12 protein-coding genes are annotated in these 13,618 nt (G+C 64.6%); all 12 read left to right on the forward strand.

Going from position 1 to position 13,618, the window contains the following annotated elements; translation table 11 throughout:
- The first annotated feature begins 410 nt into the window (after positions 1-410).
- The 12 genes from Q1L50_RS18910 (at position 411) to Q1L50_RS18965 (ending at position 13,477) form a co-directional block, all read left to right on the forward strand.
- Positions 411-1,115 (forward strand): hypothetical protein, encoded by a 705-nt coding sequence (locus tag Q1L50_RS18910; protein ID WP_300341774.1) that lies wholly within the window; start codon positions 411-413, stop codon positions 1,113-1,115.
- A gap of 273 nt (positions 1,116-1,388) precedes the next feature.
- Positions 1,389-2,195 (forward strand): amino acid ABC transporter substrate-binding protein, encoded by an 807-nt coding sequence (locus Q1L50_RS18915; protein ID WP_300341776.1) that lies wholly within the window; start codon positions 1,389-1,391, stop codon positions 2,193-2,195.
- 61 nt (positions 2,196-2,256) lie between these two features.
- Positions 2,257-2,910: an amino acid ABC transporter permease gene (locus tag Q1L50_RS18920; protein ID WP_300341778.1), complete on the forward strand. Its 654-nt coding sequence runs from the start codon at positions 2,257-2,259 to the stop codon at positions 2,908-2,910.
- Complete coding sequence (locus Q1L50_RS18925; protein ID WP_300341780.1) at positions 2,891-3,667, forward strand: amino acid ABC transporter ATP-binding protein; 777 nt, start codon at positions 2,891-2,893, stop codon at positions 3,665-3,667. The genes Q1L50_RS18920 and Q1L50_RS18925 overlap by 20 nt, the downstream gene beginning before the upstream one ends.
- Before the next feature lie 427 nt (positions 3,668-4,094).
- Positions 4,095-4,727, forward strand: a complete 633-nt coding sequence (locus Q1L50_RS18930) for an NAAT family transporter (RefSeq protein ID WP_300341782.1) — start codon at positions 4,095-4,097, stop codon at positions 4,725-4,727.
- Complete coding sequence (gene ilvA, locus Q1L50_RS18935; protein WP_300341783.1) at positions 4,727-5,989, forward strand: threonine ammonia-lyase; 1,263 nt, start codon at positions 4,727-4,729, stop codon at positions 5,987-5,989. Before Q1L50_RS18930 ends, ilvA begins: the two co-directional genes overlap by 1 nt.
- A 68-nt stretch (positions 5,990-6,057) precedes the next feature.
- The gene (locus Q1L50_RS18940) at positions 6,058-10,077 is read left to right on the forward strand and encodes a PAS domain S-box protein (protein WP_300341785.1); all 4,020 of its coding nucleotides are present in this window, start codon (positions 6,058-6,060) and stop codon (positions 10,075-10,077) included.
- Between the two features lie 210 nt (positions 10,078-10,287).
- Complete coding sequence (locus tag Q1L50_RS18945; protein WP_300341787.1) at positions 10,288-10,470, forward strand: prepilin-type N-terminal cleavage/methylation domain-containing protein; 183 nt, start codon at positions 10,288-10,290, stop codon at positions 10,468-10,470.
- Between the two features lie 27 nt (positions 10,471-10,497).
- On the forward strand, positions 10,498-10,872 hold the full coding sequence (locus Q1L50_RS18950; RefSeq protein WP_300341789.1) for a hypothetical protein: 375 nt from the start codon (positions 10,498-10,500) through the stop codon (positions 10,870-10,872).
- Positions 10,873-10,977: 105 nt separating this feature from the next.
- On the forward strand, positions 10,978-11,727 hold the full coding sequence (locus Q1L50_RS18955) for an ABC transporter permease subunit (RefSeq protein WP_300341790.1): 750 nt from the start codon (positions 10,978-10,980) through the stop codon (positions 11,725-11,727).
- A gap of 8 nt (positions 11,728-11,735) precedes the next feature.
- Positions 11,736-12,569, forward strand: coding sequence for a tetratricopeptide repeat protein (locus Q1L50_RS18960; protein WP_300341792.1), 834 nt, complete (start codon positions 11,736-11,738; stop codon positions 12,567-12,569).
- Entirely contained in the window at positions 12,566-13,477 is a 912-nt protein-coding gene (locus tag Q1L50_RS18965) for an ABC transporter ATP-binding protein (RefSeq protein ID WP_300341794.1), read from the forward strand. Before Q1L50_RS18960 ends, Q1L50_RS18965 begins: the two co-directional genes overlap by 4 nt.
- Positions 13,478-13,618 lie beyond the last annotated feature (141 nt).

The following is a 13,618-nucleotide window of genomic DNA, read 5'->3' on the forward strand; positions in this document are numbered from 1 at the left end:
TGCCTCAGGCGGCATCGCCGGCGCAAGGGCTGGCCGACTGGCGTCGGGCGCGTGCTTGCTCGCTGCGCGTCGGCGTGGCAAGGAGCGCGAGCCGAAGGCGATCGCGCGCGCATCTCGCCCGTCGCTATACTGGGCTTCCGAAAGTCTGTCAGGAGGCCGATGGTGGCAGGACGAACGCGCGTGACGACGGCCGCTGATTGCCAGCTGCCGAGGTCGAGGAGCTGTAGTCGTCAGCAGGCGAATTCGTGGTTTGATGACCCGTGTCGCCCCAACCGGCGAGAGGACAGCAGGGGCGCAAGAGGGCTGACCAGCGGGCCGGCCATGGTCCGCCTCCGGTCGTTGTCTCGCGCTTTCGGGCCGTTCGCCAGCGGCTTCGGCAACCATTGCTAGGCGCAGGCCGGTGCCGCGCGATGCGCTGGCTGGCTGTCCTGCTGGCGCTGACAGTCGTCGCGTGCTCCACTCGCCTGGGCAAGGATGGCCGCAGCCACTCGACGATCGACCTCAAGTACCTGGCCAAGACCGAGGTTGACCGGATCGCCGAAATCGATCGAGCCGAGGTCGTCGGCGGCCTGATGCTGATTGCCGAAAAGCTCTACAAGCGCAACCCGAGGGAGTGGAAGAAGGTTGGACTGGCCAGTCGTGAGGCAGCGCTGGAGCAGCTGCGGATGCGCCACACCCGCAGTCCGCCGGAACTCGGGGCGCTGCGCGACGCTCCGGCGGCCGCCCTGGCCTTCAGCGAAACCTACACCGGGGACCGCGTCGCGGCACTGATGTTCGGCCTGCTGACGATGGTCGATAGTGCCTTCGAGCACAAGGAGGAGTTCTACATTCTCGACGGCCTGAACGAGATGAAGCTCTTCAACTGCGCGCGCAACATGGAGGTCGCGGTCTGGAAACTGGCCAACGACCGCAATCCGGCGGGCGAACCCTATCTGCTCGCCAACGCCATCGACCCCGGTGGCCGAAATCTGTCCTTCGAGCGCGAGTTCGGCCGCGCGATGGGCCTGCTCGACTTGATGGCCCAGGTGGTCGCCGATCGCAACGGTCGCGGGTTTTCGCGGTTGAGCCAAACGGTGGTCAGCGGCATCTTCCTGCCGGTCGGCCTGCTCAAGTGAGGGTTTGCGGAAGCGACGATAGCGAGCGCGATCGCCGATCGCGGGACATCGGTGAAGCCCGCAGCACCCTGCGGCGGCGGTTTCGAGCCTGCGTCCGCGCAAACCCGGAGCGAAGCCGCCGGCAGACCCTGCTATCATGCCGGCCTTCGTTCTCCTCGCCGGGATCTGCCGCCGCCGGGCGCTCGCGCCGTTATGGCAGCGCGTGCCGCAGCGCCAGGCCGAGCTGACACCACTCTTCCTTTCAACCGCTTGTCCTTGTTACTGAATAAAATCATGAAAAAACAGATCTCTTTACTGATCATCGCGGTGTTGGCCGCGACCCTGCTGGTCGCTTGCGGCAAGAAGGAAAGCGCTCCGCAAACCACCGCGGTGGCCGAGCCGGCAGCGCTGGTGACCATCGTCGTCGGCCTGGACGACAACTTTCCACCGATGGGTTTCCGTGACGAGACCAACGCGCTGGTCGGTTTCGACATCGACCTGGCCAAGGAAGCCGGCAAGCGGCTGGGTGCCGAAGTGCTCTTCAAGCCGATCGACTGGAATGCCAAGGAAGCCGAATTGACCAGCAAACGCGTGGACGTGCTGTGGAACGGTCTGACGATCACCGACGCACGCAAGGAAAAGATCCTGTTCACCACGCCGTATCTTGAGAACCATCAGGTGATCATCGTCACCGACAGCTCGCCGATCAGGACCAAGGCCGAGCTTGCCGGCAAGGTGGTCGGCGTTCAGGACGGCAGCAGCGCCATCGAGGCCATCGAGAAGGATGCTGCAACCGCCAACTCGCTGAAAGAGATCAAGAAGTTCGGCGACAACGTGACGGCGCTGATCGACCTGAGCGTCGGCCGCCTCGACGCGCTGGTGGTTGATGAAGTGGTCGGGCGCTACTACACCGCCAAGAAGCCCGGCGAATACCGCGTGCTCGAGGAGAACTTCGGTACCGAGGACTACGGCGTCGGCACCCGCAAGGACGACACCGATCTGATGGCCAAGCTGCAGAAGGCGATCGACGGGATGAAGAGCGATGGTTCCGCCGCAGCGATTTCGAGCAAGTGGTTCGGCAAGGACATCGTCAAGAAATAGCCTGGTCGGGGCCGCAGCAGGGCGGTGGCCGGACGCAATGCCGAGGATCGAGGTCGCGGGTATGGATTACGTCATTGCCATAATGGGCCCGCTGCTCGAAGGGACGGCGGTCACCCTGCAGGTCTTTCTGATCACCTTCGTGCTCGCCGTGCCGCTTGGTCTGGGTCTGGCGCTGCTCAGAATCTCGCGTTCCGGCGTCCTCGGCGCACTGGTCAATGGCTACATCTGGCTGATGCGCGGCACGCCGCTGATGCTGCAGATGCTGTTCATCTACTTCGCCCTGCCTTTCGTGCCGGTGATCGGCATCCGGCTGCCCGACTTTCCGGCGGCCATCGTCGCCTTCGTCCTGAACTATGCGGCGTATTTCGCCGAGATCTTTCGCGCCGGCATCCAGTCGATTGACCGCGGGCAGTACGAAGGGGCGCGGGTGCTCGGGCTCAGCTATTCGCAAACCATGCGCAGGGTCGTCCTGCCGCAGGTATTCAAGCGCATTCTGCCGCCGCTGAGCAACGAGACCATCACCCTGGTCAAGGACACTTCGCTGATTTACGTGCTGGCCATGAACGACCTGCTGCGCGCGGCGCGCGGCATCGTTCAGCGCGACTTCACGACCACTCCCTTCATCGTCGCCGCGGCCTTCTATCTGCTGATGACGCTGCTCCTGACGCTCGGTTTCCAGCGTCTGGAACGGAAACATGCGGTCTACGATGGTTGACGCCATGATCCGCGCACGGGGTATCCATAAGCGTTTCGGCGTGGTCGAGGTACTCAGGGGGGTTTCGCTGGACGTCGGCAAGGGCGAGGTGCTGGCGATCATCGGCCCGTCGGGCTCTGGCAAGAGCACCTTCCTGCGCTGCCTCAACCATCTCGAAACGATCGACCGCGGGCGTATCGAGATCGCAGGCGAAACGCTGGCATCCGACGAGGTCGACGCGCGCAGCCGCTACGCGCCGGATGCCGACAGCCGGCGGATCTGCCGAAGGATGGGAATGGTCTTCCAGCACTTCAACCTGTTTCCACATCTGACCGTCCTGCAGAACATCATCGAAGCGCCGCTCACCGTCAAGCGGCTGCGCCGCCAGGAGGTCATCCCGCAGGCCGAGGCCTTGTTGCGCAAGGTCGGCTTGCTGGAGCAGCGCGACAGTTATCCGTCGCGGCTTTCGGGCGGCCAGCAGCAGCGCGTGGCGATCGCCCGGGCGCTGGCGATGGCGCCGGACATCATGTTGTTCGACGAGCCGACCTCGGCGCTCGACCCCGAACTCACCGGCGAGGTGTTGCGGACCATCCGCGAGCTGGCGGAAGAACGGATGACGATGCTGGTGGTGACCCACGAGATGGCCTTTGCGCGCGAGGTGGCCAGCCGCGTGGTGTTCATGGACGGCGGCGAGATCGTCGAGGCGCGCCCGGCGAGGGACTTGTTTGCCGCGCCGGAACATCCGCGCACCCGTGCTTTCCTGGAGAACATGCTGTAGTCGCGACCGCCGGCACGCCGCTGCCGGATCGCTGCCCGATCGGCAAGCCGTGGTCGCCTCATTCAGCGACCAGCGACCCGAAGGTTGCCAGCGAAGTATCTGGTGGCCTGGTGGCCAACCCAGCGTCTTCTGGCTACTGGCAGTGGGTGGTACTCGGCGTAAGCGGCAGCATCATGCCTGGCGTTTCTGTGGACTTTGGGCGGTGGCGCGCAAGGCGATGCCGCTGCGGTTCACCCCGTAGACCGGCGCGCGGGTACTTCACCGCCGGGGCCGTGTCAGGCGCTTGCTCGCCACTCCCGAGAATGGCGATCGCCGCTCGCGATGCCGTCGTCGACAGACAGGCCCGCCAGGCGGTCGCCGATCGCGTTAGACTGTGCCTCCTGTCAACCCTCTTGCCCGGCGCCACCGTCCGGGCGCTGTGCCCGCCATGGACTTCCCGATCAAGCCACTGATCACCCTGCTGGCGATCGTCAATCCGATCGGCGTGATCCCGTTCTTCATCCATTTCACGCGCAATTTCACGATCACCCAGCGCCGCAAGACGATCCGCGTCGCCGCCTTCACGGCGTTTGTGGTGATCGCCACCAGTGCGCTGGCGGGCCTCAAGGTGCTGCAGTTCTTCGGCATCTCGCTGGCCTCGTTCCAGGTCGGTGGCGGGTTCCTGTTGCTGAGCAGCGCCATGCACATGCTCAACGCCGAGCCCGCCGAGTCGCGGGCGCAGGACCTCGACGAAGGCGCCAGCCGCGCCGATGCGGGTTCGAGCATCGCGGTGGTGCCGTTGACCATCCCGCTGCTCACCGGTCCGGCGTCGATTTCGACGGTGGTGATCTACGCCGAAAAGGCGCGCCACTTCTGGGAACTCGGGGTACTGGTGGTCTATGGCCTGGTGATCGGTGTCGCCACCTGGCTGGCGCTCTCCGCGGCCGGGCGGATCGGCAAGTTCATGGGTCAGACCGGGATCAATGTGATGACCCGGCTGATGGGCCTGATCCTCGCGGCGATCGCCATCGAGGTGATGGCCGACGGGCTGATCAAGCTGTTCCCGGCGCTCGCCCGCTGATGAGCACTGGCCAGCCGGCGGTGGGCGCCATCCCGCTGACCCTCGCCGATCTCGAAGCGGCGCGGGCGCGCATCGCTGCCGCGGTCCTGGCGACGCCGCTGTGGCTCAACGATCCCTTATCGCGCGAGTTGGCGGTGCCGATCCACTTCAAGCTCGAGAATCTGCAGCCGACCGGTTCGTTCAAGCTGCGCGGTGCGACGCACAAGATCGACCGCCTGCTCGCCAGCGGCCGGGCGCTGCGCGGGGTGATCGCGGCCTCGGCCGGCAACCACGCGCAGGGCGTGGCGCGGGCGGCGCTGGTGAAGGGGCTGCCGGCGACGGTGGTGATGCCGGTCGCCGCACCGCTGACCAAGATCGAAGCGTGTCGCGGGCTTGCTGCCGAGGTCATTCTCGCCGGTGCCAACCTCGAGGAGGCGAAGGTCCTCGCCGAGCGCCTGGCTGGCGAACGCGGGCTCGCCTTCGTCCATCCCTACGACGACTGGGAGGTCATCGCCGGCCAGGCGAGCGCCGGGCTGGAGATCATCGAGGCCTTGCCGGGCGCGACGCTGGTGGTCGTTCCGCTCGGTGGCGGCGGGCTGATCTCCGGCGTCGCGCTGGCGATCAAGCTGCAACGTCCCGAGGTGCGTATCGTCGGCGTGCAGACCGAAACCGTCGCGCCCTACCGTCGCTTTCTCGAAGACGGCAGCCTCGAAGTCGTCTCGCCGTCGGCGCACACCATCGCCGACGGAATCAAGGTCAAGGCGCCCGGGGTGCTCACCCGGCAGGTCATCGCGCGTTACGTCGACGCCATCGTGACCGTAGACGACAATGCCATCGCCGAGGCGATGGTCTGCCTGCTCGAACGCACCCGGACCATCGGCGAGGGCGCCGGCGTGGTGGCGCTGGCCGCGCTGCTCAAGGGCAAGGTGGTGCCGCGAGCGAACGATCGCGTCGTCGTCCTGGTCAGCGGCGGCAACGCCGACATGACGCTGGTCGGTCGCTCGATCGACTACGGGCTGGCCTCGAGTGGCCGCCTGATGAGCCTGGCGGTGCGCGTCGCGGATTCGCCGGGCCGGCTGGCAGCGCTGCTCGGGGTCGTCGCCGAACACGGGATGAACGTTCGCCACGTCGAGCACCGGCGCGGCGAGTTGCATGTGCCGGTGGGGATGACCGAAATCATCATGCAGATCGAGACCCGCGATTTTGCGCACCAGGGCGAGCTGCTCGATCATTTTGCGGCGCAGGGCCTGGACGCCCGCAATCTCATCGCAGCGGCGTTGTAGGCCGGCAGGCGGACGCCGGTGTACGAGAGATGCGTGCAAGATGGAGCGTGGAAAATGACGCGTGCGGCGTGACCACTGACGCCCGCCCCGGGCCATCGCCGGCGCCCGCCAGGGCTGCCGCTCGACCGCTGTGGTTGTGGCTGGCGGTGCGATTTGTCCTGGCGGGCGTGCTGCCCCTGCTGCTGGTTGCCGCGCTGGTGCTGTGGGCGCGCCTGCCGCAGGCGCTGGCCGACATCGAAAGCCGTCATCAGGCGCTGGCGCACGCCATTTCCGGTCAGGTCGAGGTGCACCTGCTCGGGGCCGGCCGCGAGCTGTTGGCCATTGCCGAGCACCTGCACCAGCGAGATCAGCAACCGTGGTCATTCTGGGCGCGAGCGCTGGATTCGCACGCCGGCGCGGGCGACGTGTTCGCGGCGATCTACGTCGTCGATTCCCGCGACGCGGTGGTCGCCGTCGGGCTGCCCGATGGGCGGCGCGGTCTGCGCGACGAACTGCGGAAGATCGATCTTTCCGGTTCGGCTGTCCTGCGCGAAGCGCGCGCGCGCCAGGAGCCGGTGTGGTCCGAGGTCTTCCTGTCTTCGGTCAGCGCTCGAATTGCCGTCAGCCTGGCGATTCCGCTTGACGGCGAGGCCTTGCTCGGCGAAGTCTCGATCGACCAGCTTTCGGAGTTCCTCGCGCGCCTGCCGGGCGAAGCCGGCCTGTCGACCATGATCCTGGACCGCCGCGGGCAGGTGATCGCGCATTCCCGAGGCAGTTCAGGTCTTCCCGAACTCAACCTCAGCCCGTTGTCGATCGTCGGCGAGGGTTTGCAGGGGCGGTTCACCACCCAGGCCTTCGCTTGGGATGGGAAGGAATTCATCGGAACCCTGGTCAGCGTCCCGCAGCTGGGCTGGATGGTGCTGGTCGCGCAGCCGCGCGGCAACGTGCTCAAACCCTTGCTGGCTACCTTGTGGGCGCTGACGATCGGCGTCCTGGTCGCCTTGCTGTTGGCGACCAGCAGCACGCTGATCCTGGCGCGTGCCTTCGCCAGACGCCTCGATCGCTACACCGCACGGGCCCGCGCGCTCGCCGACGGCGATTACGACCAGCGCTGGCCCACGTCAAGCATCCGGGAATTCGACAGCCTGGCTGAAGGCCTCGATCGCATGTCGCTGGCCATCCGCCAACGCGAGCGGGCGCAGCTGAGCAGCGAGGCGCGCTACCGCTCGGTGATCAGCAGCGCGCCGGTGGTGATTTTCCAGTTTGACGCGCGCGGGGTCTTCTCGCTTAGCGAGGGCAAGGGCCTGACGGGCGTCGGTCCGTTCCCCCGCTCAGCCCTTGGCCAGTCGATTTTCGACCTCTACCGCCACTACCCCGAGGTCTGTGAGGCGGCGCGGCGGGCGATCGCCGGCGCGCCGCAGCATTTCACCGTGCGCATCCGGGACGCCGTCTTCGAGACCTATTTCAATCCGGTGCAGGGGGGCGACGGCGGGGGCGACGACAGCCTGGGGTCGGTGCAGGTGATGGGCGTGGCGCTGGACGTCACCGAGCGTGTTCGCGTTGAAGAGCAGCTGCAGCAGGCGAACCTGGTAGTCGAGAACAGCCCCGCGATGCTCTTTCGCTGGCGCGCGGTGGAGGGCTGGCCGGCGGTATTCGCCTCGCACAACGTCAGCCAGCTGGGCTACTCCGCCGCCGAGCTGCTCAATGGGTCGGTTCACTTCGCAGCGCTGATCCATCCCGATGACCTGCAGCGCGTCAGCGCCGAGGTACGCGGGTACACCGAAAGCGGCGACGACCATTTTCAGCAGGAATATCGCATCGTCAGCCGGGACGGGAGCATCCGCTGGGTAGACGACCGGACCGCGGTCGAGCGGAATGCGGACGGCGAGGTGACCCACTACCTGGGCATCGTCATCGACATCAGCGAGCGCAAACACGCCGAGCACGCGCTGCGTCTCGCCAACCGGCAGCTGCGGATGATCAGCGAGTGCAACCAGGCGCTGATTCGTGCCAGCGACGAGATCGACCTGCTGACCACCGTTTGCGGCATCGTCGTCGAGGTCGGCGCTTACCGCATGGCCTGGGTCGGTTACGCAGAACACGATCAATCCAGGAGCGTGCGGCCAGTGGCGCACGCTGGCCATGAAGCGGGCTACCTCGATCATCTGAACACCACCTGGGCCGACAGCGAGCGCGGGCATGGCGCCAATGGCATCGCCATCCGCAGCGGCCTGCCCTGCGTGATCCAGGACATCGCCAGCGACCCGCGCTTCGCGCCCTGGCGTGCGGACGCTGCCGAGCGCGGCTACGCCGCGCTGTGCGCGCTGCCGCTGCGCCATGGCGACGGGATCCTGGGAGCCCTGAGCATCTACTCGTCGGCACTCGACGCTTTCGACACCGACGAAGTTGCCTTGTTGAGCGAGCTGGTGGACGACCTCGGCTTCGGCATCACCGTGCTGCGGACCCGGATCGATCGCGAACAGGCAGACCGGGCCCTGCGTGAGAGCGAGGCCCGCTACCGGCTGCTCTTCGACAGCAACCCGCATCCGATGTGGGTGTACGACCTGGAGACGCTGGCCTTTCTCACCGTCAATGACGCGGCCGTCAGCAAGTACGGTTACGCCCGCGAGGAGTTCCTGCAGATGACGGTCGTCGATCTGCGGGTCGGTGACGATACGCCGATTCCCATCGAAGATATCGTCGCCGTGGAAGACGTCGATGAAGCGATCGACAGCGCCGGCGTCTGGCAACACCTCAGAAAGGACCGAACGATCATCGACGTCGAGATCGTCGCGCACGCCATCTCCTACCAGGGGCGCCGCGCAGAACTCGTTCTGGCCGACGACATCACCGAACGCCGGCGCTCGGAGCAGGCGCTGCTGGAGAGCGAACTCAAGTACCGTGAACTCGTCGAGAACGCCAACAGCATCATCCTGCGCTGGACTCCCCAGGGCCGGGTGACCTTCGTCAACGAATTCGGCCTGCAGTTCTTCGGCTACGGCGAAGGCGAATTGCTGGGCCGGCACGTGGTCGGCACCATCGTCCCGCCCTACGAGAGCAGCGGCCGCGACCTGCGGATTCTGATGACCGATATCTGCAGAAGCCCCGGGCGCTTCGAGCACTCGATCAACGAGAACATGCGCCGCGGCGGCGAACGGGTGTGGGTCTCGTGGACCAACCGGGCGATCGTCGACGAGCGCGGCGAGGTGGTGGAAGTGTTCAGCGTCGGCTCGGACATCACCGAACGCAAGCGCGCCGAGGAGGAACTGCAGCGCTACCGCGAACACCTCGAAGAGCTGGTCGCCGAACGCACCGACGAATTGCGCCAGGCGATGGCGCAACTGCTGCAGGCCGAAAAGCTCGCCGCGCTGGGCAACCTGGTCGCTGGCGTGGCGCACGAACTGAACACCCCGCTGGGCAACGCGCGGGTGGTCGCCAGTCTGCTCGGCGAGCAGTTTCGCGAGTTTGCCGACGCCGTCGAATCGGGCAGCCTGCGCCGGTCGCAGGTCGACGCCCTGCTCGGCCGCGGGCGCGAAGCGGTCGACCTGCTCGAACGCAATACCGCCCGCGCCGCCGAACTGATCGGTCACTTCAAGCAGGTCGCGGTGGACCAGAGCAGCGCCCGGCGCCGCTCGTTCGACCTGTTGCAGACCGTCGACGAAATGCTGGTCACCCTGCGTCCCGGTTTCAAACACACCGGGCACCGGATCGAACTGGCGATTCCCGCCGGACTGGAGCTCGACAGCTACCCGGGGCCGCTGGAGCAAATCATCGCCAACCTGGTCGGCAACTCGCTGGCGCATGGCTTTGCCGGCATCGACGCCGGACGGATCGACATCGAGGCGCACGCCGTCGGCTCCGATCATGTGGCCCTGCGCTACGCCGACAACGGCGCCGGCATCCCCGAGGCGACGCTCAACCGCATCTTCGAACCCTTCTTCACCACCCGCCTGGGCCAGGGCGGCAGCGGCCTGGGGCTGTACATCGTCTACAACCTGGTGAACGCGGTTCTGGGCGGCACCATCCAGGTCGAGAGCAGCCCCGGCCAGGGTACGGTCTTCACCCTGATTCTGCCGCGCAGCGCGCCGGACCGCAGCGCCGCGGGGTGATGCGGGGTGCAGCCAAGAACGCTGATTGGCCGGCCGGCTGAAGGCGCCGGTACTGACAATTCTTGTCAGGCAGGTGACGCTAATGGGCTTCTTCGACTCGTCCGGCGTGCGAAAAATCACGCTATTGCGTGCTTTCAGCTCCTGGCATGGAAATTGATACCAGTTAAAGCAACGGATTGTCCGTTGCTCTCACCGGAAGGAGTTGAAACCATGAAGAAGCTGCAAAAAGGCTTTACCTTGATCGAGCTGATGATCGTCGTCGCGATCATCGGTATTCTGGCCGCCATCGCGATTCCCCAGTTCTCCGAGTACACCAAGAAGGGTGAGGACAAGGCTGCGCAGTCGGACGCCAAGAACCTGCTCACCGCTGCCGTTGCCAACAGTAACGACTGATTTCGGTATCAATACTCAGGAGATATGATGATGAAGAAGACAATGATTCTTGCTTTCGTGCTTGCTTCTGTGGTCAGTTCTGGAGCACACGCGACGGCGGTCTGCGCTGGAGACCCCGCTGGTGTTGCTGTCGACGTAACCGCCGCTGGTAAGTACGTGAAGAAGACCTTCAGTGCCAAATGTTCGGCGAACGTCCTGAGCAATTATTCCGAGAACAACACTGCATTTGGTGTGGTGGCCGGATCCAAGAAAGGTAAGAGCCTATTTGCCGGAGGTACGGAAGGTGGTGGTGTTAAGAGAGTAGCGGGTACGGCCGGTGACTGTCCGGCGACCGGATGTACGACGGCTGAGGTTAGTGACTCGGCGTCCACCGCGGCAATGGGGCAGTCCTCGGGTACCTGACAGGGAATCCTGGTCAACAAGATGGCGCGCTTCGGCGCGCTTTTCTCTGCGATGTGGCCATTTTGTATTAGCGCGCTCCGCTCCGGTTTTCGAAGCCGGGCGGTAGTGCTGATCCTCCTGCTGGGCACGCTGCTGGTCGGTGTCGCCGTCTTGGCGGGCTCTTTTTCGCCGCGGCAACCGCAGACGGTGACCATGGATGTCGGCTTTTCCGGAATCCGTTTCAGCTTGGTGCTGTTTGCGGTCTTTTGGGTGCAGGAGCTTGTCGGGCGCGAGGTCGAGCGGCGGACAGTGCTCTATGCGCTGGCCTATCCGGTCTCGCGCGGTGCCTATTTGCTCGGCCGTTTTCTTGGCGTGCTCGGCTTGCTGGTCGTCGCCGCGGTTGCGCTGGGTGGCCTGTTGTGGCTGTCGGTGATCTTCTCCGCGGGGGAGTACACCCAGGGTTTTCCGGTGCAGACTGGCTGGCCCTACTGGCTGACTATCGCTGGCCTGTGGGCTGACGCTGCGGTGGTTGCTGCGTTTACGCTTTGGATTGCCAGTCTTTCAACGGTGCAGATGCTTCCGGTTGCACTAGGAGCGCTATTCGCGGTCGCAGGCAAGAGTCTCGGCGCGGTGCTCGATTACCTGGAGCGTGGTGCCGATGGCGATCAGGAGTTGATCGGTCGCTACGGCTCCTTGCTGGAGACTATCCAGTACCTGCTTCCCGACCTGTCTCGTCTCGATTGGCGTACGTGGCCGATGTATGGCGTCCCCGTGAGTGACGCAGCTGTCTTCTACGGACTGCTAATGGGCGCCGGCTATGTGCTCCTCCTGCTGGCCATGGCGGTGATCACGTTTGGTCGGCGCGAGTTCTTTTGAAGGCGAGCATGGGTCGTCGTTTGCCGATACTGCCGCTGCTCGTGATGATCGTTGGCGGGTTTGTTTTCTTGATGGGGCAGAGCGCCCTGAAAGGCGTCAAGCGATCACGGCCCAAAGCGGAAATCGAGGTCGCTCTCCCGATCTTCGTCCAGGTCGCGCTGGCCGGTGGCGATCGCTACTTGGCTGCCAACTGGTCGGTGATCCGCGCACTGGTGACCGAGACCGCTCGGATGGCTCCAGAGGAATACCAGGTTCTTGGCCAAGTTCAGAAAGATGCGTCCTGGCTCAATCCTGCGCACGAAGACAACTATTACATTGCCACGGCGATACTGCCCTGGGAGGGTCAAGTAGAGCCCACTCAGGTCATCTTGGGTCGAGCCACTGTTGTGAGGTTCTTTGACTATCAGCCGCCGTTCTATTACGCCTTCAACCTGTTGTATTTCATGGGTGATGCGTTTGGCGCTTCGGAGTGGTTGCGGCGCGCAGCGAAAGAACTTCCGGATCCGGACGAGCAGCTGACCATGGAAAATCTTGCCGCGGGCTGGTTGGATCGGAGCCAGGATCTCGATATGGCGGCACGCATAGTCGACGCGATGGCCGCCCAAGCCAAGCGCAAGGACTTTGCCGATTACCTGCGTCAGCGCGGTCAGCGCTTGCGTGATCTCGCCGCTTTGCGGCGTGCGGCGAAAACCTACTCGGAGCAACATGGCCGTCCGCCCGGATCGCTGCACGACTTGGTGAACGCAGGTCTCATTGGCAAGGTGCCGGTCGACCCGTTCGGCGCGGGTTTTGCGATTGATTCCGATGGCCTGCCAATCTTCATGAGTGGCCTAAAGAAATGAGCCCAGCGATCTTCATTGATGGTTTGTGCAAGACCTATCCGCGGTCTTGGAAGACAAGGGCATTGGAGGCAGTCAGCGGTCTTTCTTTGACTATCGGCCAAGGTGAAGTTTTCGGCTTCATTGGCCCCAATGGGGCCGGTAAGAGTACGACGATAAAGGTCCTGACTGGCGTACTGCAACCCAGCAAGGGGTGTGCGCAATTATTCGGCAACGACGTGTCGTTGCCCGAGGCGCGCCGCGGTCTGGGTTACGTGCCGGAGAACCCGAGCTTGTACGACTACCTAACGCCGCTCGAAATCTTGACGATGGGCGTGACGATTCATGGCGTCAAGCTGCCGAATGTGCGCCAGCACTGCATGCAGTGGCTCGATAGATTTGCCCTGGCGCAGGTCGCTGACAAGCGCGTCCGCAGCTTCTCGAAGGGCATGACGCAGCGTGTCGCCTTAGCGCACGCGATGGCGATACAGCCGCGACTGCTGATTCTCGACGAGCCACTCTCGGGGCTGGACCCGGTGGGGCGCAAAGAAGTTGTGAATGTTCTTGGCGACTATCGGATCTCCGGCGGAACGATCTTTCTGACCTCACACGTGTTGCACGATGTCGAGCGGCTCGCCGACCGCTTCGGGTTGATCCACCGTGGGCAGCTGCTCACCATACGTTCGCCACAGGAGATGGTCGCCGACCAGGCTGACCGATACGTGTTGCGCTATCGGGGTGGCGCGCCAATAGGGGGCTGTATCGAGGTGCGGCCTGGTCTTTACGCGCGCGACGCCGACGCGGCCGGGTTGCCTGCTTTGATTGCCGAGGTGATCGCCTGCGGCGGCGTCTTGCAGGACGTCGAAGCAAGCGTTTCGCTCGAGACGGCCTTCTTCCGAACGATCGCGTCTGTAGATGAAGAAAGCCGCTAGGCTAGCCGTTTCTTTGTGGGCAGGGCAAAGCAAGCCTTGGACTTGCCGCCCACGATGTGCACCTCACTTCGCGAGCCAATCTCGGCGGCGCTCTCATTACACTCAAGAAGGCGTTCGATTTGCTAGGGCTGTCCATTGCTT

This window comes from Accumulibacter sp., from assembly GCF_029255145.1.
GTDB lineage: Bacteria > Pseudomonadota > Gammaproteobacteria > Burkholderiales > Rhodocyclaceae > Accumulibacter.